This is a genomic window from Mesorhizobium sp. C416B (assembly GCF_030323165.1).
GTDB lineage: Bacteria > Pseudomonadota > Alphaproteobacteria > Rhizobiales > Rhizobiaceae > Mesorhizobium.
Genome location: NZ_CP100471.1, coordinates 6,576,343 through 6,600,232 on the forward strand (window position 1 = coordinate 6,576,343; position 23,890 = coordinate 6,600,232).

The window sequence follows — 23,890 nt, forward strand, 5'->3', positions numbered from 1 at the left end:
CGACATCCCGTCAGGATTGCGCAGGCTGGCGACGGACAGGCTACCAGATCTTGCGGACCAGCCTGGCGCTGACCAAGGCGATATAGGCGGCAAAGAACAGGCCGAGCGACCAGCCGAAGCCGGAGGGCCCGAAGGCATCCATGCCGATGCCGATCGCCTGCGGGCCAAGCACCATGCCGACGCCGTAGCAGAGCACGAAGGCGGCATTGGCCGAGGCCAGTTCATGGCCGGAGAGCTGCGAGCCCAGATGGGCAAGGCCGATCGTGTACATGGCGGCCACCACGCCGCCCCAGACAAACAGAAGCGCCGCCATAAGGTGCCAATTGCCGGCGAAGAACGGCATGAAGATGGTGCCGGCAAGTCCGACCGTGGCACAGGCCAAAAGCAGATAGCGGCGGTCTGAGACGCGGTCGCTGATCATGCCGATAGGGATCTGCAACAGCACGTTGCCGAGGCCGATCATGGTGAGCAGGAGGGCTGCATCCGCCTCGGAATAGCCGATGCGGTTGCCATAGACGGGGAACAGCGCAAAGCCGCCGGTCTCGACGGCGCCGAACACCAGCACGGCGGCGGTCGCTGTCGGCACCAGCCAGATGTAGCGCAGGAAGTTGCTGGTTTCGCCGTCAACCACGATTGTGGGACTTTCATTCCGTGCGGCCAGCACCGGGATTGCGGCCAGCGCGACCAGGACGATGATGACGCCAAACGGCAAGAAGCCGGTGCTGCCGATATGGGCGAAGATCCATGGCCCGGCGGCGAAGCCGAGCGACAGCACTGTGGCGTAGATGCCGAGCACCAGGCCGCGCCGGCGCGGCGGCGCCGAGGTGCTGATCCAGAATTCCGACAGGATGAACAGCACCGTCAGCGCGATGTGCAGCACGACGCGTAGTGGGAACCACATCCAGAAGTCCGGCGCGAAGTGGAAGCCGACAAAGGCGAGCGCGCCGGCGGCGATCATGGCGATCATCGTCCAGGCGACGCCGAAGCGCATCGCCAGCGGCGTGGCCAGCGGGGCGCCGGCGATCGAGGCAAGGCCGGCGACCGCGGTGTTGAGGCCGATCATCGATGCCGAGTGGCCGCGGCTCTCGAGAATAACGCTGAGCAGCGGCATGCCGAGGCCTATGGCGATGCCGACGACGCTGATCGACGAGATCGCGGCGATCATCGGTAGCCAATGTACGCGCTCGTCGCCCTCTTGCTGGGTATCGACCGTCATGTGATGCCTGAATACTCTGTCTGTTTGATATTGCGTAATTCCGGACGGAAAACCGCGTCACACTTTTCCTGGAATTGCTCTAAAGAATTTCGCGAACGAAACGGTTGCGGATAAGCCGGTAGAACGGCACGGACCCACCGGGTCGCAGGCGCGGATCGCCGGCAAGCCGCGTCTCCAGCTCCTGCAAGATCGTTCGGGTGATGTCGGGGATATCGGCCTCTCTGGCCTTGGCGAGCGGCAGCCAGACCAGTTCTTCCAGCTCATTGGTCGGGCCGCCACCCGGCAGTTCCACGGCGACATCGCTGCGCCAGGCGCTGAAGAAGCGGGTGTCGAAACGACGCACGCGATTGGGCGGGGTGATGGCGCGGGCGATGAAGCGCAGCGGCGCCAGCGAAGGCTGGACGCCGTGCTCGACAAAGCCCTGCCAGTCGCGCTTGTCGGTTGCGAACGAGCCTTTGCGGCCGATGAGCAGGCCGGCTTCCTCATAAGTCTCGCGGATGGCCGAGAGCGCGATGGCACGGGCCCGCGACGGGCTGATGCGGCCGACGCCGGCGGTCAGCCTGGCTTCTTCCTCCGGGAGCAATGGGGTGGCAACGGCTATGCGGCTGTCGGCCGAATCGGTGCGGCCGCCGGGAAAGACGAACTTGCCGGGCATGAAGGCGTGGCCTGCATGGCGCCGGCCCATCAGCACCAGAATCTCGTCGCCCTCGCGGTCGAGCAGGATCAGGGTGGCGGCATCGCGCGGGCGTATGGGCAGGCCGCTGTGGGCGGCTGCGCCACGGTCCATCCTGCTGACTTCCGCCTTGGTCATACCTTCCATGCGCAGGACCTAGCGGAAACTTCTGGCAAACGAAAGTGGCCTTTCACGGTCGGCATGTTGCGCCAGGCGACATTGCCCTGACGCAAACTAGGTTCCGGGATGCGGCTCGGTGCCGTCTTTTTCGCCGCCGAAGCCGTGCATATAGAGCGCCCATTGCAGTCCGATGACGGCGCCCTTGACCGGTTGCAGCAGAGCGACCGACAGCACGATGGTCAACGGCACCCAAATGGCGATGTGCTGCCACATGGAGAGCGTCGACGTTGCCTCGACGCCCATGAAGGCGCCGAGAACGATGTGGCCGACGATGACGATGACGAGATAAGCGGGCAGGTCGTCGGCGCGGTGGTGGTGGAACTCCTCACCGCACGCGGCGCATTTGTCGACGCTTTTGGTGAAGCCGGCGAATAACCTGCCTTCGCCGCAATGCGGGCAGCGGCCAAGGGCGCCGCGCTTCATCGCCGTCCACAGCGGGCGGGCGACTCGGCCCGAATGATGTTCGCCGCCGAAAACCTGCTTCTGGATTCCCATTTCGCTTGCCATTATCGTCTCCTGCCGCGCGACCCCGGGCGCGATTGCGACGCGCGGGCGCGGCCTTTTGCCTTGTGAAACGACCGTTTGGAGCCGGGCAGGTGCTTCGGGTCGGTCAGCATCTCGAAACGCATCGCGCCGGCCATAGGCGCCACCTCGATCAGGCGAACCTCGACGCGGTCGGCAAGCTGATAGCCCTTGCCGGTGCGTTCTCCGAACAGCGATCGCGCGGTTTCGTCATATATATAGTAATCGCCATCCAGACTTGACACCGGGATGAAGCCATCTGCGCCAAACTGCGGCAATTGGACAAATAGTCCCGATTTGGTGACGCCCGAAATGCGGGCGTCGAAGCGGTCGTCGATGCGCTCGGCGAGGTAGGCAGCGATCAGCCGGTCGACGGTGTCGCGCTCGGCCGCCATGGCGCGGCGCTCGGTGCCCGAGATCAGCACCGCGACGTCTTCCAGCCGCGTCTCTTCGTCCTGCGTCAGCCCGCCGGGGCCGAGCCCAAGTGCGGCAATCAGCCCGCGATGCACGATCAGATCGGCATAGCGGCGGATCGGCGAGGTGAAATGCGCGTAGCGCTTCAGGTTGAGGCCGAAATGGCCGATGTTCTTGGGCGAATATTCGGCCTGACTCTGCGAGCGCAGCACCACTTCGTTGACCAGCCCCTCATTGTCGGCGCCACGCACGCGCTCGAGAATCCCGTTGAACTGGGCGGGCCGCATCTGCGCGCCACGCGCCAGCGACAGGCCGAGCGTCTGCAGGAACTCGCGCAGCGATTCCTGCTTCGCCAGCGACGGCGCATCGTGGACGCGGTAGACCAGCGCCTGCTTCTTCGCTTCCAGCGTTTCGGCGGCGGCGACATTGGCCTGGATCATGAATTCTTCGATCAGCTTGTGGGCGTCGAGCCGCTCCGGGACGATGACGCGGTCGACGGTGCCGTCCGGCTTGAGCAGGATCTTGCGCTCGGGCAGATCAAGCTCGAGTGGCTGGCGGCCATCGCGGCCGCGCTTGAGGATGGCGTAGGCGTGCCACAGCGGCTTCAGCACCGTATCGAGGATCGGACCGGTCTTGTCGTCGGGCACGCCGTCTATCGCGGCCTGGGCCTGCGGATAGGCGAGCTTGGCCGTCGCCTTCATCATGACGCGGTGGAAGGTGTGGCGCAGCTTGCGGCCATCGGCGGCGAAAGTCATGCGCACGGCAAGTGCGGGACGGTCCTGGCCTTCGCGCAGCGAGCACAGGTCGTTGGAGATGCGCTCGGGCAGCATCGGCACGACGCGGTCGGGGAAATAGACAGAATTGCCGCGTTTCAGCGCCTCGCGATCGAGTGCGGTGCCATAGCGGACATAGGCCGCAACATCGGCGATCGCCACTGTGGCGATCACGCCGCCGGGGTTCTTCTCATCGAGGTCGGGCGTGGCGAAGACGGCGTCGTCATGGTCCTTGGCGTCGGCCGGGTCGATGGTCACCAGCGGCAGGTCGCGCCAGTCCTCGCGGTGAGCAAGCGTCGCCGGCTTTACCGCCTCGGATTCGGCGATGACGTCGGCCGGGAAGATATGCGGAATGTCGTGCGCGTGGATGGCGATCATCGAGACCGCCTTTTCGCTGGTCAGCGAGCCCAGCACCGCCAGCACTTTTGCGCGCGGCAAACCATACCGGGAGGCCCGCGCCGGCTCGACCTCGACAAGGTCGCCGTCCCTGGCTCCGTTCTGGAATTCCTTGTCGACGATCAGTTCGGGCTGGCGACGTTCGACCGGCTCGATGCGGAAGGTGCCGTCCTGAAGGATGCGAAACACGCCGAGCACAGCATCGGTGCGCTTCTCGAAAATCTTCATCACGCGGCCGGTATAGGCAGGCCCGGTCGCATCGTCGGTCGGGAAGGTCTTGGCCAGCACACGGTCGCCGATGCCCGGCTGCGGGCCATTGCCGCCGCCGGAGACGCGGATCGAGATGACCGGCGGTTCGCCGGTGCCGACGGCCTCCGCCGGATGCGCCAGCAGGATGCCGTCGCCGTCGCGGCCAAAAATGTCGAGTACGGCGACGTGCGGCAGAGCGCCGACGCGGGCCAACCGCTTGCGCTCCTTGGTCAGGATGCCTTCGTCCTGCAGGTCGCGCAGGATGTCCTTCAGCCAGATGCGGTCGTCACCGCGCAGCGCGAACGCCTTGGCGATGTCGCGTTTTCCCGCGCGGTCGGGGTTCTCGGCGATGTAGCGCAGGATTTCGTCACGCGAAGGCCTGTAGTCGTCCTTGACCTTGGCCCTCGTGTCGGCGGTGCGCGGATCGCCGTGGCTTCTACCGGTGATCCTGCGCGCCACGCTGCTATCCCTTTTTCTTCGCCGCCGGCTTCTTGGTCGCCGACTTCTTGGCTGTGGTTTTCTTGCCAGTGGTTGTTTTGGCAGTGGTTTTCTTGGCTGTGGGGGCCCTGGCGGCTGCCGCCTTGCGGAACGGCTTCTTGCCGCCGCCTTTGGCTTCCTTCTCGGCAATCAGCGCCACCGCGTCCTCGACGGTCACCGACTGCGGATCCTTGCCCTTGGGCAGTGTCGCGTTGACCTTGCCGTAGTTGACATAGGGCCCGTATTTGCCATCGCGCACGACGATCTTGCCGCCGCCATCGGGATGGTCGCCGAGTTCCTTCAGCGCCGCCGCGGTGCCGCCATTGCGGCCGCCCTTGCCCTTCAGCTGCTTCTCGGCGATCACGGTGACAGCGCGGTTGAGGCCGATCGAGAACACATCCTCTATGCTGTCGACATTGGCATAGGTGCCATCATGCAAAACGAATGGACCATAGCGGCCAAGCCCGGCGGAGATCATCTTGCCGGATTCAGGATGCTTGCCGATATCGCGCGGCAGCGACAGCAGCGCCAAGGCCTTTTCATGGTCGATCGAGTCGGGCGTCCAGCCCTTGGGCAGGCTGGAGCGCTTGGCTTCCTTGCCGTCGCCGCGCTGGATATAAGGACCGAAGCGGCCTGAGCGCAGCGTGATTTCCTCTGCCGTGTAGGGATCGTTGCCGAGCACCTTGGTGCCGTCCTCGCCGCCGCCATTCTCGCCATTCGGGTTGGCGGCATCGCCGAGTTGGCGGGTAAAGGAACATTCCGGATAGTTGGAGCAGCCGACGAAGGCGCCGAACTTGCCGAGTTTCAGCGACAGATTGCCGGAGCCGCATTTTGGGCAGATGCGGGGATTCGAGCCATCCTCCCGCGCGGGGAACACCAGCGGCGCCAGTTCCTCGTTCAGCGCGTCGAGCACGTCAGTGACGCGCAGTTCCTTGATGTCGGCGACGGCGCCGGAAAAATCTTTCCAGAAGTCACGCAGCACGTCCTTCCAGGCGAGCTTGCCGTCGGAAATCTCGTCAAGCTTTTCCTCGAGTGAGGCCGTGAAGTCATATTCGACATAGCGCTCGAAGAAGCTTTCGAGGAAAGCCGACAGCAGCCGGCCCTTGGCCTGCGGCACCAGCCGGCGCTTGTCGATGGTGACGTAGTCGCGGTCTTCCAACGTCTTCAGGATCGCGGTGTAGGTCGACGGACGGCCGATGCCGAGCTCTTCCAGCTTCTTGATCAGCGACGCCTCGGAGTAGCGCGGCGGCGGCTCGGTGGTGTGCTGGGTGGCATTGATCGCCTGACGGGCCAGCTGCTCGCCGGCACGGATCTCGGGCAGACGACGGTTTTCCTCGTCTTCGGCGTCGTCGTCCTTCTGGTCGGTGTAGGCGGCGATGAAGCCGTCGAAGCGAACGACGGAACCGACGGCGCGAAGCTCCGCGGTGCGAGCGCCATTGACCGCCTCGATTTCGACCGTGGTACGCTCGATCTCGGCCGACTGCATCTGGCTGGCGATGGCGCGCTTCCAGATCAATTCGTAAAGCCGCAGCTGGTCGGAATCGAGATACTGCCTGACCGAAGCCGGCGTGCGCATGAAATCGGTCGGGCGGACCGCCTCGTGCGCTTCCTGGGCATTCTTAGCCTTGGCTGTGTACTGGCGCGGCTTTTCCGGGAGGTATCGTGGGCCGAATTCCTTGGCGATGGTGTCGCGGGCGGCGTCGATCGCCTCCGGCGCCATCTGCACGCCGTCGGTTCGCATATAGGTGATCAGGCCGGTGGTCTCGCCGCCGATCTCCATGCCTTCATAGAGGCGCTGCGCCACCTGCATGGTGCGCGTCGCCGAAAAGCCGAGGCCCGACGATGCCGCCTGCTGCAGCGTCGAAGTGGTGAAGGGCGGGCCAGGATTGCGCCTTGTCGGTTTGGCTTCCACCGACAGAGCCTTGAAGGTCGCGCCTTCGAGCATGCCCTTGATATCGTCGGCCTGCGCCTTGCTGGCGATGTCGAGCTTCTGCAGCTTCTTGCGCTCGAACGCGGTCAGCCGCGCCTCGAAGCTGTCGTTACGTGGCGTGCCGAGGAGGGCAGCGATCTGCCAGTATTCCTCGCGGATGAAGCGCTCGATCTCGGATTCGCGGTCGCAGACCAGGCGCAGCGCCACCGACTGGACGCGGCCGGCCGAACGGGCGCCCGGCAATTTGCGCCACAGCACCGGCGACAGCGTGAAGCCGACGAGATAATCGAGTGCGCGGCGAGCCAGATAGGCATCGACCAATGGTGCATCGATCTGGCGCGGATTGGCCATCGCTTCCAGCACCGACGACTTGGTTATGGCATTGAAGACGACGCGGCTGACCGGCTTGTCCTTCAACACGCGCTTCTGCTTGAGCACCTCCAGCACGTGCCAGGAAATGGCTTCGCCCTCGCGATCCGGATCCGTGGCGAGGATCAGGCCATCGGCATCCTTGACCGCGTTGGCGATGTCGGTGAGACGCTTTCCGGACGCGGTGTCGACCGCCCAGGACATGGCGAAATCCTCGTCGGGACGCACCGAACCATCCTTGGCCGGCAGATCGCGGACATGGCCGAACGAGGCCAGAACCTTGAAGTTCTTGCCGAGATACTTGTTGATTGTCTTTGCCTTGGCCGGCGATTCGACGACGACGACGTCCATGAGGTCTCATATCAGCTGTGGGGCGGCAGAAGAATTCCGCTGCGTGACGCATTCAATTGGTCGCTCACATGGCCGCGCTTTTGCGATCGGTCAAGGGCAAGCGGCCAAAATGCGGAGGCGTGTGCCGCAATACACTCTTAGAGTGTATGGAGAAGATCACAAAATTTCTGTCTGGGACGGTTCGTGTTTCGAGCCACCGGGAAAGGCGCCGCGACTAGTTCGTGCTGCGCGTAAATGCCGAACTGGTCGCCGGGTCGCTTGGAGCCGGCGGCCAGCCGAGTCCCGCCGATGGGGTGCGGGATAGAGGTTCGGACGATCAGTCGGCCTTGACGATGTGCCAGACTTCGCCGACGCCGTCGCCGGTGATGTCACCGGCCTTCTTGTCCTTGATGAAGGTGTAGACCGGCTTGCCGTCATAGGCCCACATCTTGGTGCCGTCGGTGCGGTCGACGATGGTCCATTCGTCGTCCGCCTTGGCGCCGTCCTCGGCCTTCAGCGGCGGCCAGTTGGTGGCGCATTTGTCGTAGCAGTTGGTCTTGCCCTTCTCGTCCTTGTCATAGGTATAGAGCGTCATGCCATTGGCATCGGTGTAGATCTTGGTGCCACCGACATCGGCTTCCTTCCACGCTTCGGCGGCGAAGGATGCGGCGGTGCTGAGCAGAAGGGCGGCCAGGCCGACAGTGATGCTTTTCATGGAAATCTCCCTGGTGATCCGACGAAGCGCGCAGAAATCGCGGCTTCGCTGTGTGAACGCTCGGCGAGGGGCATTTCTTCCCCGACTTGGTCAACTTGGGATTGGTCGGTAACAATTCGTCCGGCCGGACCGTATGTGTAGCCAAATGCCACACGATGGTGATTGGCGAACACGGTTTTGCACCGCTATACCGGCGCCAAGGAATCTGGAGTTCTGGAATGCCATTGGACATCGGCTATGTCAGCGCGGTCGGAGCGGGGGCGATCTCGTTCCTGTCGCCTTGCGTGCTGCCGCTGGTGCCTCCCTATCTCTGCTACATGGCCGGCGTGTCGGTCGACGATTTTCGCGGTGACGATGCCGGCGTCACGGCCAAGGCCGGCGCCCGCGGCGCGCTCATCTATTCCTCGCTCGCCTTCGTACTCGGTTTCTCCACCGTGTTCGTGGCGCTTGGCGCCGGCGCCTCGACCATCGGCCACTGGCTGCGCGTCTGGCAGGAGCCGCTGGCGATGGCGGCCGGGGTGCTGATCATCCTGATGGGGCTGAATTTCCTCGGCATCCTGCGCATACCACTTCTGTCGCGCGAGGCGCGCTTTCAGTCGCAGGGCAAGCCTGCCAGCATGGTCGCCGCCTATGTCATGGGGCTGGCCTTCGCCTTTGGCTGGACGCCGTGCATCGGCCCGGTGCTGGGGCCGATCCTGACCTTGGCCGGCGGCCGCGAGACGGTGGGCGAGGGGGCGCTGCTGCTCGCCGCCTATTCGCTTGGCCTCGGCATTCCGTTCCTGATCGCTGCCCTGTTCTCCGGCGCCTTCATGCGCTTCCTCGGCAGGTTCCGCGTCCATCTCGGTCGCGTCGAAAAGGCGATCGGCGCGCTGCTGGTCGTCGCCGGGGTGTTCTTTCTCACCGGCGGCGTGCAGACGGTGTCCTACTGGCTGCTGGAGAATTTTCCGGTGCTGGGCCGGCTGGGGTAGGTGCTGGGCTTGACCCTAGGAATATCCGCTTCTGTGCACTTCAAATCGCCGTCCGATCTTCTCCGGAATGACTACCTCCTGGCCATCCGAGTCGATCCACGCACCATTTACAACTAAGCATTCTCCCATTGGGGCGGACGATCCATGTCCGTCCCACCCTGGGATGTTAAGATCGTGTTTGGGTGCGGTAGAGACCAACTCGTATCGCCATATCCTTGCCGATGTTGCGTCGATGGAGTTGTCGATTGACCAATTTTTATGCGCAATCGGTAGCGATTCCTTCTTATAGGCATCAAGCAACTGCAATCTGAGAGCCGCGATCAACACGCAGTTTGCCGCCTGTCCAAGATCAGGATGAACTAGATACTGAGCTCGCAAACCCGTGGGGCTATTAAAGAAAATGTCAAAGGTCGTTGGCTTAACCCGCAAACAAAACCCAGCGCGATGACACCCGAATAATTCGGCTCGGTTCCCGGGCCTTACAGACGCATCTATCTTTCTTGAAGCGGCTTCCTTGCATATTCGCTCTACAATCTCGTCAAAAGCAGGCGAATTCTCCAACTCAAATCGCCGCCGTTTGTCGAAATCGGACCGAAAGGCCCAACTGACAGCTCGCGGGAACGAAATCTGGGTATTCATCCCCAAAGCACTTTCTGTCTCCTGCGGATGACCATACTTACCTGACGACCGCCAAGGGTCTTTGTTAGGTTTCTACCGAAATTCAGCCGCATTGGACCGCGATGCCTCCGGTGCTAAGACTGCAACGAATCTCGGTCCTCGGAAACTCCCAACATGCAAACCAGATCCTGCTTGTCCGTCATTCTCGCCGCCGGTGAAGGCACGCGCATGAAGAGCGCGATGCCGAAGGTGCTGCACCAGATCGCCGGACTGCCGATGGTCGCCCATGTGGTGAAAGCGGCCGAGGCAGCCGGTGCTGCCAGCCAGGCGCTGGTGATCGGCCATGGCGCCGATGATATGCGCAAGGCGGCCGCGAAGTTCGCGCCCAAGGCCGAGACCTTCGTGCAGGAGAAGCGGCTCGGCACTGCGCATGCCGTGCTGGCTGCGGGCGATGCGATATCAAAGGGTTATGACGATATTCTCGTGATGTTCGGCGACACGCCGCTGATCGACGCTGAAGCCCTGGTGACCGCGCGGCAAAAGCTTGCCGATGGCGCGGCTGTTGTGGTGATCGGCTTCCGCCCGCCCAGCCCGACCGGCTATGGCCGGCTGATCGAAAAGGGCGGCAAGCTCACCGCCATCCGCGAGGAGAAGGACTGCTCCGCCGAGGAAAAGAAGATCGGCTTCTGTAATGCCGGCATGATGGCGGTGGCGGGCAAGCATGCGCTCGACCTGCTCGACCAGGTTGGCAACAAGAACGCCAAGGGCGAGTTCTATCTCACCGACATCGTCGAGATCGCCAGTGCGAAAGGGCTCGATGTCGTTGCCACCGAAACCAGCTTCGAGAGTGCGCTCGGCATCAACAACCGAGCCGAACTGGCGCAGGCCGAAGGCATCTGGCAGGTGCGCCGGCGCTACGAGGCCATGCGGTCGGGCGTAACGCTGATCGCGCCGGAAACCGTGTATTTCTCGCATGACACCGAAATCGGCGCCGATACGATCGTCGAGCCCAATGTCTGGTTCGGACCGGGCGTGAAAATTGCAACCGGCGCCAAGATCCACGCTTTCAGCCACATCGAAGGCGCCACCATTGCCTCCAACTGCGTTGTCGGGCCGTTCGCGCGGCTGCGGCCGGGTGCCGATCTTCGCAACAAGGCGAAGGTCGGCAATTTCTGCGAGGTCAAGCAGGCGGTCATCGAGGAAGGCGCCAAGGTCAATCATCTGACTTATATCGGCGATGCCCGTGTGGGCGCGGGGGCCAATATCGGCGCCGGCACCATTACCTGCAACTATGACGGCTACTCGAAGTTTTTCACCGACATCGGCGAGGGCGCCTTCATCGGTTCGAACTCGTCGCTGGTGGCGCCGGTTACGATCGGCAAGGGCGGCTACATCGCCTCGGGTAGCGTCATAACCGAAAGCGTGCCGGACGATGCGCTGGCCTTCGGCCGCGCCCGCCAGAAGACCATTCCCGGCAAGGGCAAGGAATTGCGCGAGCGCTTCGCGTCTGCCGCAGCGGCGAAGAAAAAGGCCGGCACCGACCATTAACCGCCGAAGCAATTGAACAACCGAGGAATTGCGGTAACCGGATTGCAAGAGCGGTGTGTCATAGTGCATCGGGTTGAGAAGCGTTCCGTTACAGCAGACGAAACGCAAAGTGACTTTCGCGGCGGGCCGGCAATCCCTAGATAGCGCTGGTTTTCCATCGGGACTGGTTTTCCAGCGGGAATTGGGGGCAGGCATATGTGCGGTATCGTCGGAATTGTCGGCCAGAGCCAGGTCGCGCCGCTCATCGTCGATGCGCTGAAGCGGCTGGAATATCGCGGCTATGACTCGGCCGGTGTCGCCACGGTCGAGCATGGCCGGCTTGGCCGCCGCCGCGCCGAAGGCAAGCTGATCAACCTCGAACGCCGGCTGAAGGACGAGCCGCTCAATGGCACGATCGGCATCGGCCACACGCGCTGGGCCACGCATGGCGTGCCCAACGAGACCAACGCCCATCCGCATTTCTCCGACGGCGTCGCCATCGTTCACAACGGCATCATCGAGAATTTCGCCGAGTTGCGCGATGAGCTGATCCGCGACGGCTATTCCTTCTCGTCGCAGACCGATACCGAGGTCGTAGCGCATCTGGTGGCGCGGCAGCTTGCCAAAGGGCTGAAGCCGATCGAGGCGGCGCACCAGGCGCTGAAGCGGCTGGAAGGCGCCTTTGCTCTGGCCATCATGTTCACCGGCGACGAGGATCTCATCGTCGGCGCCCGCAATGGCCCGCCGCTGGCCGTCGGCCATGGCGATGGCGAGATGTTTCTGGGCTCCGACGCCATCGCGCTGGCGCCGTTCACCAATTCCATCACCTATCTCGAAGACGGCGACTGGGCGGTGGTGCGCCGCGATGGCGTCACCATCTTCGACATCGACGGCAAAGAGGTTGCCCGCAAGCGCCAGCAATCACTGTCGACCAGCTTCATGGTCGACAAGGGCAACCGCCGCCATTTCATGGAAAAGGAAATCCATGAACAGCCCGAAGTGATCTCGCATACGCTGGCGCACTATGTCGATTTCGTCTCTGGCGTGTCGAAGCCGCTGGAACTGCCGTTCGACTTCGCCAAGATCGGCCGGCTGGCGATCTCGGCCTGCGGCACCGCCTATCTCGCGGGGTTGATCAGCAAATACTGGTTCGAGCGCTATGCGCGGCTGCCGGTCGACATCGATGTCGCCTCGGAATTCCGCTATCGCGAAATGCCGTTATCGGCTGATGATGCTGCCTTCTTCATCTCGCAGTCCGGCGAAACCGCCGACACGCTGGCCTCGCTGCGCTATTGCCGCAAGGCGGGCATGAAGATCGGCGCCATCGTCAATGTGCGCGAATCGACCATGGCGCGCGAATCCGACGTCGTGCTGCCGACGTTGGCCGGGCCGGAGATCGGCGTCGCCTCGACCAAGGCTTTCACCTGCCAGCTTTCGGTGCTGGCCTCGCTGGCGGTGCGTGCGGGTGTGGCCCGCGGCACGATCTCGAAGGACGAGGAAAAGACGCTGGTGCGCGCTCTTTCGGAGGCGCCTCGCTACGCCAACCAGGTGCTCAAGCTCGAGGAGCAGATCGAGCGCATCGCGCGCGAAATCTCGCGCTACAAGGACGTGCTCTATCTCGGCCGCGACACCAATTTCCCGCTCGCCATGGAAGGCGCGCTGAAACTCAAGGAAATCTCCTACATCCATGCCGAGGGTTATGCCGCGGGCGAACTGAAGCATGGCCCGATCGCACTGATCGACGAAAACATGCCGGTCATCGTCATCGCGCCGCATGACCGCATCTTCGAAAAGACTGTGTCGAACATGCAGGAGGTGGCGGCGCGCGGCGGCAAGATCATCCTGATCACCGACGCCAAGGGCGCGGCTCAGGTGAGCTTGAAGACGATGGAGACGATCATCCTGCCTGACGTGCCGGAAATCATCTCGCCGATCATCTATGCGCTGCCGATCCAGATGCTGGCCTACTACGCCGCCGTGTTCATGGGGACGGACGTCGACCAGCCGCGCAATCTGGCGAAATCGGTGACCGTGGAGTAGTCGGCGCTCATCGGGGGTCTAAAAAACTTCGCAGTTCCAAAGCGCCGTCCGCTTCACTAGTGTGGCGCTGCAACCCGCATCCCCGGTGAACCATGTCCGATGCTCCCAGAACTTCCGGCATGACCCGGCTGAGGAACTATTTCCTCACAGGCTTTATCGTCTGCGCGCCGCTGGCGATCACCGCCTATATCGCCTGGTCGTTCGTCGGCTGGGTCGATTCCTGGGTGAAGCCGTACATTCCGGCGCGCTACAGCCCCGACACCTATTTGCCGTTTCCGGTGCCCGGCTTCGGCCTGATCGTGGCGCTCGTGCTGATCACGCTGATCGGCTTCATGACCGCCAACATCGTCGGTCGCGCCATCGTCAATTTCGGCGAACGGCTGCTTGGCCGTATGCCGCTGGTGCGCGGCATCTACGGTTCGCTGAAGCAGATTTTCCAGACGGTGCTGTCGAACAAGGGCGATATGTTCCGCCAGGTCGGGCTGGTCGAATATCCGCGAAAAGGCGTCTGGTCGCTGGTCTTCGTCGCCAGCGAGAAGGAAACCGAGATCAACCAGAAGCTCGACCATGCAGGCGACCCGATGATTGCCGTGTTCATGCCGTGCACGCCGAACCCTACCACCGGTTTCCTGATGTACGTGCCGAAATCCGACATCGTGCTGCTCGACATGACGATCGAGGACGGCGCCAGGCTGATCGTCTCGGCCGGGCTGGTGGCGCCCGAAGTCAAGCCGAAAATGGTGACGATGAACGGCCAGCCGATCGACGGAGATCTCGCCAACCCGCCGCTTGGCGGGCTGATCGCCGAGGGCGCTCAGCCGGCGCGCAAGAGCCGTACGGCCTCGTCGCGGCCGAACAAATAGAGCAGCAGGCGCAGCGCCTCGCCGCGCTCAGACTGTAGTTCCGGGTCGCGCGACAGGATCAGCCTTGCATCGTCGCGGGCTGCTTCGAGCAAGTCGGCGTGCACCTCGATGCGCGCCACCTGGAAGCCCGGCGTGCCGGACTGGCGGGTGCCGAGCAATTCGCCTTCGCCGCGCAGCTTCAGATCCTCTTCGGCGATCAGGAAACCGTCCTCGGTCTCGCGCATCACCGACAGCCGGCGCTTTGCCGTCTCGCCGAGCGGGTCCTTGTAAAGCAGCACGCAGGAAGAAGGCTTGTCGCCGCGCCCGACGCGGCCGCGCAGCTGGTGCAGTTGCGCCAGGCCAAAACGCTCGGCATGCTCGATGACCATGATCGTGGCGTCCGGCACGTCGACGCCGACCTCGATAACGGTGGTGGCGATCAGGATGCGGGTTTCGCCGGCCTTGAAGGCGCGCATCGCCTCGTCCTTTTCGGCACCCTTCATGCGGCCGTGGACGAGGCCGATGCGATCGCCGAACAAGGGCTGCAGCGAGGCAAAACGGTCCTCGGCCGACATCAGCTTGATCTCTTCGGATTCCTCGACCAGCGGGCAGATCCAGTAGATCTTCTGGCCGTCGGCAACCGCTTCCAGCATGCGACCGACCAACTCGTCCAGCCGTTCCAGTGGCAGCGTGACGGTGCGGATCGGCTGGCGGCAGATCGGTTTTTCCGTCAGCTTGGAGACGTCCATGTCGCCGAAGGCGGTCAGCACCAGAGTGCGCGGGATCGGCGTCGCCGTCATCACCAGCATGTCGGGGGCGTCGCCCTTGGCGGTGATGGCAAGCCGCTGGTGGACGCCGAAGCGGTGTTGCTCGTCGACCACGGCAAAGACGAGGTCGTGATAGGTCACCGTTTCCTGGAACAGCGCATGGGTGCCGACGACGATGTCGATCTCGCCGCTGGCGAGACCTGATAGCGTTTCAGTGCGTTCGCGGCCCTTTTCGCGGCCGGTCAGGATAGCGACGCGCAGGCCGGCCTGTTCGGCCAAAGGCGTGATCGTCGCCAGATGCTGGCGCGCCAGGATCTCGGTCGGCGCCATCAATGCCGCCTGGCCACCGGCCTCGACTGCGCGCCCCATGGCCAGCAGCGCCACCACCGTCTTGCCGGAGCCGACATCGCCTTGCAGCAGGCGCAGCATGCGCTCGGGGTCGGCCAGATCGGCATTGATTTCGGCAAGCGCGAATTCCTGGCTGCCGGTCAATGAATAGGGCAGGGCTGCGCGCAGTTTCTCAACGATGCGACCGTCGCCGATGAGCGGCCGGCCCGACAGGCGGCGCACTTTTGCCCGCACCAATGCCAGCGAGACCTGGCCGGCGAGAAGCTCGTCATAGGCAAGGCGGCGCCATGCCACCCCCTCGATGGCGACATCGATCGGGTCCGCGGGATAGTGGATGCGGGCGAGCGCGTCGGCGAAGGCGGGGAAAGTCTGCTTGCGCATGAAGGCGCCGTCCTGCCATTCCGACAATTCCGGCAGCCGGCCGAGCGCCTGGCCGATGGCGCGGCGCAGCACCTTGCCCGACAGGCCGGCGGTCAGCGGATAGACCGGTTCGACCAGCGGCAGTGTTTCCGCCTCGCTCACCAGGGCGATATGGTCGGGATGGACCATGGTCGGGCGGCCGTTGAACCACTCCATGCGGCCGGAGACGACGACATGCTCGCCCACCGGCATCGCCTTTTCGAGATAGGCGGCATGGGCGTGGAAGAAGATCAGGCCGATCTCGCCAGTGTCGTCATGGGCATAGACGCGGTAAGGCACCGACCGGTTGCCGCGCGGCGGCGGCTGGTGGCGGTCGATGCGCACGTCGAGCGTGACGATGGCGCCGGCCGGCGCAAGCGCGATGCCGGGACGATTGCGGCGGTCTATGACGGTGTGCGGCAGAACGAACAACAGGTCGCCGGCGCGCGCCGGCCGTTCGCCGAGATCGGCCGCCACCACCTTCTCGATCAGAGCGCCAACCTTGGGGCCGACGCCGGCAAGCGAAGTGATCGGGACGAAGAGAGGGTCGAGGAGGGAGGGGCGCATGGCTTCACTCTCCCCCCTGTGGGGAGGGTCGATCCTCGAAGCGGAGCGGGATGGGGGTAGGTGCGCGGCTAACTTTCGAGGAAGTCGGTAGGTCAGCGCCGCACCCCCACCCCGTCTCACTCGCTTCGCTTTGCGAAGCGTGCTCGCCGACCCTCCCCACAAGGGGGAGGGTGAAGTGCGGGCGGTGTCCGGCACCAGCGTTGTCAGGAGTGTTCTTCACACCAGGGATGTTTAGCCGCCCACCCGTGCGTTGCAAGGCTGACACCGCCCTCTATCCACGCTATATGCGCCGCACCAAGCAAGGATGCGGCACGATGACCGGGACGAAACGATCAAGCGAGGGGCTGGATATCAGGCGCCGCAAGCTGTTGTTCCGCTCCTGGCATCGCGGGATGCGCGAGATGGACCTTATCCTCGGTACGTTTGCCGACAACGAGATCGGCGCCTTGACCGGCGATGAAATCGACCAATATGAAAGGCTCCTCGACATCCCCGACACCGAATTCCTGCCCATGGTCACCGGCGAACGCCCGGTTCCCAGGAATATCGACTGTGCCGTCCTGCAAAAGATCCTGGCATCGCGCCGGACCATGACATTTTAAACGTGCAACCATGAGCCTCATTCCCAAAATCGGTCTGCCGAAAGGCCGTGCCGGCCAGTTCATCGTCGACGGCGTTGCCGATGGCTACGAAGCCTTTGCGCTGGTGCAGGCGATCCATGAGATTGCGCCTGACAAACCGGTGCTGTTCGTGGCGCGCGACGGCCAGCGCCTGCCGTCGATCATCGAGGCGCTGACCTTTGCCGCCCCCGGCCTGCCGGTGCTGGAGTTGCCGGCCTGGGATTGCCTGCCCTATGACCGCGTTTCGCCAGGCTCCGATGCCGCCGCCAAGCGGCTCGACGCCCTGACGGCGATGATCGCGCTGGCAAAAAAGCCGCATCGCGCGGTCATCCTGACCACTGCCAATGCGCTGCTGCAGCGCATTCCGCCGGCCGATCTGGTCGAAGCGCAGACTTTCCACGCAAAGCCCGGCAACCAAATCGACATGAACGCGCTGGTGTCCCGGCTGGAGATTTCCGGCTTCGAGCGAGTGCCGACGGTGCGCGGTATCGGCGAATTCGCCGTGCGCGGCGGCATCCTCGACCTCTACGCACCCGGCTGGACGGAAGCACTGCGGCTCGATTTCTTCGGCGACACGCTGGAATCGATCCGCGTCTTCGACGCCGCCACGCAGCGCACCACCGGCCAGCGCAAGTCGATGGCGCTGCAGGCGATGAGTGAAGTGGCGCTGACCCCCGAAACCATCAGCCGCTTCCGCCGCTCCTATATCGAAGCCTTTGGCGCGCCGCAGCGCGACGACGGCCTTTATGCGGCGGTGAGCGAAGGGCGGCGCTTTGCCGGCATGGAGCACTGGCTGCCGCTGTTCTACGAGCGGCTGGAGACAGTGTTTGATTATCTGCCGGATGCGCCTGTCATCTTCGACCATCTGGCGCACGAAGCGCTGGCTGAGCGTCACACGCTGATCCTCGACCACTACGAAGCGCGCCGCAAACAGGCCGACGCCGCGTTGAAGGACGCCGTGCCCTACAAGCCGGTGGCGCCGGACCTGCTCTATCTCTCACCGGAAAACCTCGTGGCGTCGCTCGGACCGCGCGAAGCCATCGACTTCACTGCTTTCGATGCGCCGGATGTCGGGGCCAGGAAGGTCTTCCATGGCGGTTCGCGCCATGGCCGCAGCTTTGCCGAGGAACGGGCTGACCCAAACATCAACGTCTTCGATGTCGTCGTAAAACACATCGCCGACGAGCGCGCGGCGCGCCGGCGGGTCATCGTCGCCGGCTGGACCGAAGGCTCGCTCGACCGGCTTGGCCAGATCCTGGCCGAGCATCATCTCGGCAATCTCGTGCCGGTGGCGACGCTGGCCGAAGCCGAAAAGCTCGAGCCGGGCCAGGCCGCCCTTGCGGTGCTGCCGCTGGAATCCGGCTTCGAGACCGAACAGCTGGTTGTCGTCGCCGAGCAGGACATTCTGGGCGACCGGCTGATCCGCCGCTCGAAGCGCAAGAAGCGCGCTTCGGATTTCATTGCCGAGGCCTCGTCTCTGTCGGCCGGCGACATCGTCGTCCACGCCGATCACGGCATTGGCCGCTTCATCGGCCTGCGCACCATCGAGGCGGTCGGCGCGCCGCATGACTGCCTGGAAATCCACTATGCCGGCGACGACCGGCTGTTCCTGCCGGTGGAAAACATCGAGCTTCTGTCGCGCTACGGCTCTGACACAGCCGAGGCGACGCTGGACAAGCTCGGCGGCGGCGCCTGGCAGTCGCGCAAGGCGCGGCTGAAGAAGCGCCTGCTCGACATGGCCGGACAGCTGATCCGCATTGCCGCCGAGCGCCAGATGCGTACCGCGCCGCCCATGGTGCCGGCGGAAGGGCTTTACGGCGAATTCTCGGCGCGCTTTCCCTATGAGGAGACCGACGACCAGCAGGGCGCGATCGATGCCGTCGTGGACGATCTCGGCGCCGGCAAGCCGATGGACCGGCTGATCTGCGGCGATGTCGGCTTCGGCAAGACCGAAGTGGCGTTGCGCGCCGCCTTCATCGCGGCGATGGAAGGGTTCCAGGTCGCGGTCGTGGTGCCGACGACGCTGTTGTCGCGCCAGCATTTCAAGACCTTTTCGCAGCGCTTCTCCGGCCTGCCGATCCGCGTCAGCCAGGCCTCGCGGCTGGTCGGCGCCAAGGAACTGGCGGAAACCAAGAAAGGCATCGCCGAGGGGCAGGTCGACATCGTCATCGGCACCCATGCACTGCTCGGGTCGGCGATCTCGTTCAAGAATCTCGGCCTGCTGATCATCGACGAGGAGCAGCATTTTGGCGTCAAGCACAAGGAACGGCTGAAGGACCTCAAGACCGACGTCCACGTGCTGACGCTGTCGGCGACGCCGATCCCGCGCACGCTGCAGCTTGCCTTGACCGGCGTGCGCGAACTGTCGCTGATCGCCACGCCGCCGATCGACCGCATGGCGGTGCGCACCTTCATCTCGCCTTTCGACCCGCTGGTCATCCGCGAGACGCTGCTGCGCGAACGCTATCGCGGCGGCCATTCCTTCTATGTCGTTCCGCGCATCAGCGATCTCGCCGAAATCCATGATTTCCTGCGCGAATCCGTCCCCGAGCTGAAGGTGGCGGTGGCCCATGGCCAGATGCCGCCGGGCGAACTCGACGACATCATGAACGCCTTCTATGACGGCCAGTACGACGTGCTGTTGTCGACCACCATCGTCGAATCCGGGCTCGACATTCCGACCGCCAACACGCTGATCATCCATCGCGCCGATATGTTCGGCCTGTCGCAGCTCTACCAGCTGCGCGGCCGCGTCGGCCGTTCCAAGGTGCGGGCATATGCGTTGTTCACGCTGCCGGCCAACCGCAAGCTCACCGACACGGCCGAGCGCCGGCTGAAGGTGCTGCAGTCGCTGGACACGCTTGGCGCCGGGTTCCAGCTCGCCAGCCACGACCTCGACATCAGGGGCGCCGGGAATCTACTCGGCGAAGAACAATCCGGACACATCAAGGAGGTCGGCTTCGAGCTCTACCAGCAGATGCTGGAAGAGGCGGTGGCCGAGGTGAAGGACTCCGGCGAGGTCCAGGACGGCGGCTGGTCGCCGCAGATCGCTGTCGGCACGGCTGTCATGATCCCGGAAAGCTACGTGCCGGACCTTCAGCTCAGGCTGGCGCTCTACCGCCGCCTTGGCGATCTCGAAAACACCGAGGAGATCGATGCTTTCGGCGCCGAGCTGATCGACCGCTTCGGCCCGCTGCCGGAGGAAGTGAAGCATCTGCTCAAGATCGTCTTCATCAAGGCACTCTGCCGCAGGGCCAATGTCGAAAAACTCGATGCCGGCCCCAAGGGCGTCGTCATCCATTTCCGCAAGCGCGAGTTTTCCAACCCGGTCGGGCTGGTCAAGTACATCGGCGAACAGGGCTCGCTGGCCAAGATCAGGGCTGACCACAGCGTGGTCTTCATCCGCGACTGGCCGACAGCCGAGAAGCGTCTGGCGGGCTCGGCTGTCGTCATGACGCAGTTGGCGCGGCTGGTGGCCACCTAGACTTTCGGATGGAAATTCGACTGCAACTGCAGGTCGGATGCCGAGAACGTGCCGGCGCCGACGATGACGTGCCCGGCAGGCACGGTGAAGCCGCGCGCGGCGCCGGCGCCTTTCAGCAATCCGGCCCGGCGGTCGGGGTCGGACTCACGAAAACTGCCGCCCGGTTCCAGCCGACAACTGTCGACGGTGATCGCGCCGAGAAGCTGGCTGCCCGAACCGAGCACCGTCTCACCGAACACCGCCGCGCCGTTGAGATAGCGGCCTTGATCGCCGATCACGATCGAGGCTCCCGGCCTGTTGGCCTTTGCAGTAAACCGCCTTCGCCAAACTGGTTGCGTGAGCCGACGCGGATTGCGCCGGCGGATGCTTCGAACAGTGTGTTGGCGTGGAAAATGTTGGCGTCGCCGATCTCCAGCGCGCCATCGTCGGTGCAGAACAGGTAGACGCCGGGGAAGAAGACGTTGCCTCGCCCGATGACGGCGCCTGCGGAAATCAGCGTGGAGTAGGGGTCGTAGATCACGTTGCCGCGCTCGGACAGGCCAACCACCTCTTCGATCGTAAACAGGCCTTGCTCGCGGCGCACGCGGTCAAGGTAGGCGGACACGGACATAGGGACTCCATGGAGAATTGTTGCGCAGCGGACGATGACCGGCGCGACTAGATCGGTGAGGATCGATTCTGGCACCAAGGGATATTGCACAGCCGTCGCGAAGATAAGAAGCCAAAGTGGGTCGCGGCATGGAGCTCCCCATCATTCGCCAGCGCTTGAATTCCGGTCTAGAATAGAAAATCGGCTTCGTGTATGGAGCCGCCATCCCCATATGGGGCGGGAATGGCGGGCAAAAGCCTGCTGGAAAGAGCGTTTGGGTGCAGCGATGACGAAATGGTCGCCGAATTCTTGGAGAGCAAAGCCGATCAAGCAGGTTCCTGCCTATCCGGACCTCGCCGCGCTGAAGAACACGGAAGCCCAGCTCGCCACCTTTCCGCCGCTGGTTTTTGCCGGTGAGGCGCGCAAGCTGAAGAAGCAGCTTGCGGCTGTCGCTGCCGGCGACGCATTCCTTCTGCAGGGCGGTGATTGCGCCGAGAGTTTCGCCGAACATGGCGCCGACAACATCCGCGACTTCTTCCGCGTCTTCCTGCAGATGTCGGTGGTGCTGACCTTTGCCGGCGCGCAGCCGGTGGTGAAGGTCGGCCGTGTCGCCGGCCAGTTCGCCAAGCCGCGCTCGTCTGACAATGAGACCAAGGGCGAGGTGACGCTGCCAAGCTACCGAGGCGACATCATCAACGGCATCGAGTTCGACCCGAAGTCGCGCATTCCCGACCCGGCCCGCCAGGAAATGGCCTACCGCCAGTCGGCGGCGACGCTTAACCTGCTGCGTGCCTTCGCCCAAGGCGGCTACGCCAGCCTGGAGAATGTGCATCGCTGGATGCTGGGCTTCGTCTCCGACAGCCCGCAAGGCGAGAAGTATGGCATGCTCGCCAACCGCATCACCGAGACGATGGACTTCATGAAGGCCGTCGGCATCACCTCCGAGACCAATTACGCGCTGCGCGAGACCGACTTCTACACCAGCCACGAAGCGCTGCTGCTTGGCTATGAAGAAGCACTGACCCGCGTCGATTCGACCTCGGGCGACTGGTACGCAACGTCAGGCCACATGATCTGGATCGGCGACCGTACCCGCCAGCCCGACCATGCGCATGTCGAATATTGCCGCGGCATCAAGAACCCGCTCGGCCTCAAATGCGGTCCGTCGCTGACGGCGGACGGCTTGCTGGAGCTGATCGACCTGCTCAATCCGGAGAACGAGCCGGGCCGGCTGACGCTGATCGCCCGCTTCGGCTCCGACAAGGTCGCCGACCATCTGCCGAAGCTGGTGCGCGCGGTGCAGAAGGAAGGCCGCAGCGTCGTGTGGTCATCCGATCCGATGCACGGCAACACGATCGAGGCAGCCGGCTACAAGACGCGGCCGTTCGACCGCATCCTCAAGGAAGTCCAGACCTTCTTCGAGGTGCATCGCGCCGAAGGCACGCATCCCGGCGGCATCCATGTCGAAATGACCGGCAAGAACGTCACCGAATGCACCGGCGGCGCCCGCGCCATCACCGCAGAGGAACTGCAGGACCGCTATCACACCCATTGCGACCCGCGCCTCAACGCCGACCAGGCGATCGAGCTGGCGTTCCTGGTGTCGGATCTCTTGAAGAAGAGCCATCCGGTGCAGCACAAGCAGGTGGCTAACGGCTGAACCTGTTTTCAGATTGAAGTGGAAAAGCGCCGGAGAAATCCGGCGCTTTTCGTTTAGATCAACGCCCGCGTTCCCAGCGCAATCCGTTGAGCCGGGGATCATTGGCGAAGGCGGTTCTGGAAAACTCGATGCGCCTTTCCGGAAATTCGCAGATCGCCTGGACGCCGAGGGAGCCCAGCCGGACGCGCCAGGTATGCGGCTCCAGCGGCTTGGCCTTGGTAAAGCCGCGGCATGTCAGCAGCGCCACATTGACGCCCTTCGGGTCGCGCGCCGAACGGTAACGGATCGCCTCCAGCCCAGCCTCATGCGCGACATCGGCAATCGCCTGGCTGGCGGCATAGTCGGTCGGATGCGTCCAATGGGCCCGGTCGCGGTCGAGCGGCGGCCGCGTCAGGTCGATGGCATTGTCGGTACGGATCGCGGCGGCGAAGGCGGTGTATTCGGCGGCGTCGTGCGGCCATGGCGTCTCGGGCGAATCGGCGAAGAACAACAAGCGGTAGAAGGCCATTTCGGCGACCGCCGTCATGATCGTCTCCGCCGCGTAGTAGACGCCAAGAGTGCGGCCGGCGCGGCGGAAGCGCGAGCCGTAGGGATAGATCGAGCCGTAGCGGAAGGGCGTCGCCAGGAGATAGTGGAGATGCCGGCATTCCATGGGGATTTGCGGCTTGGTCTCCTCGATCAGATCCTCGAGCAGCGCCTGTTCGTCCAGCGTGTCGACGATCTTCAGCGTCGAGACGCGGTGCTGCGCCTCGACCATGCGCCAGTATTTGCCGTCGAGCCGGACGGCTTCAGACGAGAGCGCGTCGGGAGTCCAGATAGGCAATGACATCGACAAGCCCGGTAATGGTGAGGATCTTTTCAAGCGGGCTGCCATCGAAAGCCGTGTTGGCGTTCTTCAGCCATGCCCGGGCTATCGTCTCGTCACCGCCGACAATGGCATCGAGCGAACGGAACAGCCGCACGAACAGCACCGCGAGTTCGAACGGCTTGGTGCCGCGCTCCAGCAGGAATTCCTGCCTGCGCATGCGTGAAACCGTGGCTTCCGAGACGCCGATGATCGACGCAAGCACCCTGGCGGTTATATCCAAGAGTTCGGCGGCGCGCAGCGTGGCCTTGGTCAGAACCGCGTTTTCGGCCGCCGTCGCGGTGAGATCAGGGGCGGCATTGGGTTGTGTAACAGACATGGCCTCTCTCTTTCCATGGAAAATATAGTCCAC

The 23,890-nt window shown here is 63.8% G+C and carries 18 protein-coding genes; 7 read left to right on the forward strand and 11 right to left on the reverse strand.

Annotated features, from left to right (window positions below):
- Positions 1-40: 40 nt before the first annotated feature.
- From NLY43_RS31840 to NLY43_RS31865, 6 genes are all read right to left on the reverse strand, one after another.
- Complete coding sequence (locus NLY43_RS31840; protein ID WP_023681570.1) at positions 41-1,216, reverse strand: MFS transporter; 1,176 nt, start codon at positions 1,214-1,216, stop codon at positions 41-43.
- A 79-nt stretch (positions 1,217-1,295) separates the two neighbouring features.
- Positions 1,296-2,036, reverse strand: coding sequence for an NUDIX hydrolase (locus NLY43_RS31845; protein ID WP_023710624.1), 741 nt, complete (start codon positions 2,034-2,036; stop codon positions 1,296-1,298).
- 87 nt (positions 2,037-2,123) lie between these two features.
- Positions 2,124-2,576, reverse strand: coding sequence for a DUF983 domain-containing protein (locus tag NLY43_RS31850; RefSeq protein WP_027050375.1), 453 nt, complete (start codon positions 2,574-2,576; stop codon positions 2,124-2,126).
- Positions 2,576-4,882 (reverse strand): ribonuclease R, encoded by a 2,307-nt coding sequence (gene rnr / locus NLY43_RS31855; protein ID WP_023710623.1) that lies wholly within the window; start codon positions 4,880-4,882, stop codon positions 2,576-2,578. Before rnr ends, NLY43_RS31850 begins: the two co-directional genes overlap by 1 nt.
- Positions 4,883-4,886: 4 nt before the next feature.
- Complete coding sequence (topA, locus tag NLY43_RS31860; protein WP_023710622.1) at positions 4,887-7,550, reverse strand: type I DNA topoisomerase; 2,664 nt, start codon at positions 7,548-7,550, stop codon at positions 4,887-4,889.
- A 316-nt stretch (positions 7,551-7,866) separates the two neighbouring features.
- Positions 7,867-8,244, reverse strand: a complete 378-nt coding sequence (locus tag NLY43_RS31865; RefSeq protein WP_023704549.1) for a COG4315 family predicted lipoprotein — start codon at positions 8,242-8,244, stop codon at positions 7,867-7,869.
- Positions 8,245-8,462: 218 nt separating this feature from the next.
- On the opposite strand from NLY43_RS31865, the gene NLY43_RS31870 reads away from it, so the two are divergent.
- From NLY43_RS31870 to NLY43_RS31885, 4 genes are all read left to right on the forward strand, one after another.
- Complete coding sequence (locus tag NLY43_RS31870) at positions 8,463-9,212, forward strand: cytochrome c biogenesis CcdA family protein (protein WP_023710621.1); 750 nt, start codon at positions 8,463-8,465, stop codon at positions 9,210-9,212.
- A gap of 792 nt (positions 9,213-10,004) precedes the next feature.
- Positions 10,005-11,378 (forward strand): bifunctional UDP-N-acetylglucosamine diphosphorylase/glucosamine-1-phosphate N-acetyltransferase GlmU, encoded by a 1,374-nt coding sequence (gene glmU / locus NLY43_RS31875; RefSeq protein WP_023710620.1) that lies wholly within the window; start codon positions 10,005-10,007, stop codon positions 11,376-11,378.
- Between the two features lie 195 nt (positions 11,379-11,573).
- Entirely contained in the window at positions 11,574-13,397 is a 1,824-nt protein-coding gene (gene glmS, locus NLY43_RS31880) for a glutamine--fructose-6-phosphate transaminase (isomerizing) (RefSeq protein ID WP_023710619.1), read from the forward strand.
- A gap of 92 nt (positions 13,398-13,489) precedes the next feature.
- A complete protein-coding gene (locus NLY43_RS31885; RefSeq protein WP_031193123.1) occupies positions 13,490-14,260 on the forward strand; it encodes a DUF502 domain-containing protein in 771 nt (256 codons plus the stop codon).
- On the opposite strand, the gene recG is transcribed toward NLY43_RS31885, so the two are convergent.
- Positions 14,212-16,320, reverse strand: a complete 2,109-nt coding sequence (recG, locus tag NLY43_RS31890; RefSeq protein WP_023710618.1) for an ATP-dependent DNA helicase RecG — start codon at positions 16,318-16,320, stop codon at positions 14,212-14,214. The two genes, NLY43_RS31885 and recG, sit on opposite strands and share 49 nt — an antisense overlap.
- Positions 16,321-16,634: 314 nt before the next feature.
- On the opposite strand from recG, the gene NLY43_RS31895 reads away from it, so the two are divergent.
- Both NLY43_RS31895 and mfd read left to right on the forward strand, forming a co-directional pair.
- Positions 16,635-16,922, forward strand: coding sequence for an FAD assembly factor SdhE (locus NLY43_RS31895; protein WP_023681561.1), 288 nt, complete (start codon positions 16,635-16,637; stop codon positions 16,920-16,922).
- Positions 16,923-16,932: 10 nt separating this feature from the next.
- Positions 16,933-20,424, forward strand: coding sequence for a transcription-repair coupling factor (gene mfd / locus NLY43_RS31900; protein ID WP_023710617.1), 3,492 nt, complete (start codon positions 16,933-16,935; stop codon positions 20,422-20,424).
- On the opposite strand, the gene NLY43_RS31905 is transcribed toward mfd, so the two are convergent.
- Positions 20,421-20,702, reverse strand: a complete 282-nt coding sequence (locus NLY43_RS31905; protein WP_023710616.1) for a hypothetical protein — start codon at positions 20,700-20,702, stop codon at positions 20,421-20,423. The two genes, mfd and NLY43_RS31905, sit on opposite strands and share 4 nt — an antisense overlap.
- Entirely contained in the window at positions 20,699-21,028 is a 330-nt protein-coding gene (locus tag NLY43_RS31910; RefSeq protein WP_198025442.1) for a hypothetical protein, read from the reverse strand. The genes NLY43_RS31905 and NLY43_RS31910 overlap by 4 nt, the downstream gene beginning before the upstream one ends.
- Positions 21,029-21,299: 271 nt before the next feature.
- Between NLY43_RS31910 and NLY43_RS31915 the strand changes: the two genes are divergently transcribed.
- Positions 21,300-22,673, forward strand: coding sequence for a class II 3-deoxy-7-phosphoheptulonate synthase (locus NLY43_RS31915; protein WP_023710614.1), 1,374 nt, complete (start codon positions 21,300-21,302; stop codon positions 22,671-22,673).
- Positions 22,674-22,731: 58 nt separating this feature from the next.
- Here NLY43_RS31915 and NLY43_RS31920 read toward each other — a convergent pair whose 3' ends face one another.
- Together NLY43_RS31920 and NLY43_RS31925 are read right to left on the reverse strand one after the other, a co-directional pair.
- Positions 22,732-23,502: an RES family NAD+ phosphorylase gene (locus NLY43_RS31920; RefSeq protein WP_023710613.1), complete on the reverse strand. Its 771-nt coding sequence runs from the start codon at positions 23,500-23,502 to the stop codon at positions 22,732-22,734.
- Positions 23,462-23,857, reverse strand: a complete 396-nt coding sequence (locus NLY43_RS31925; RefSeq protein ID WP_023667557.1) for an MbcA/ParS/Xre antitoxin family protein — start codon at positions 23,855-23,857, stop codon at positions 23,462-23,464. The genes NLY43_RS31920 and NLY43_RS31925 overlap by 41 nt, the downstream gene beginning before the upstream one ends.
- Positions 23,858-23,890: the final 33 nt, after the last annotated feature.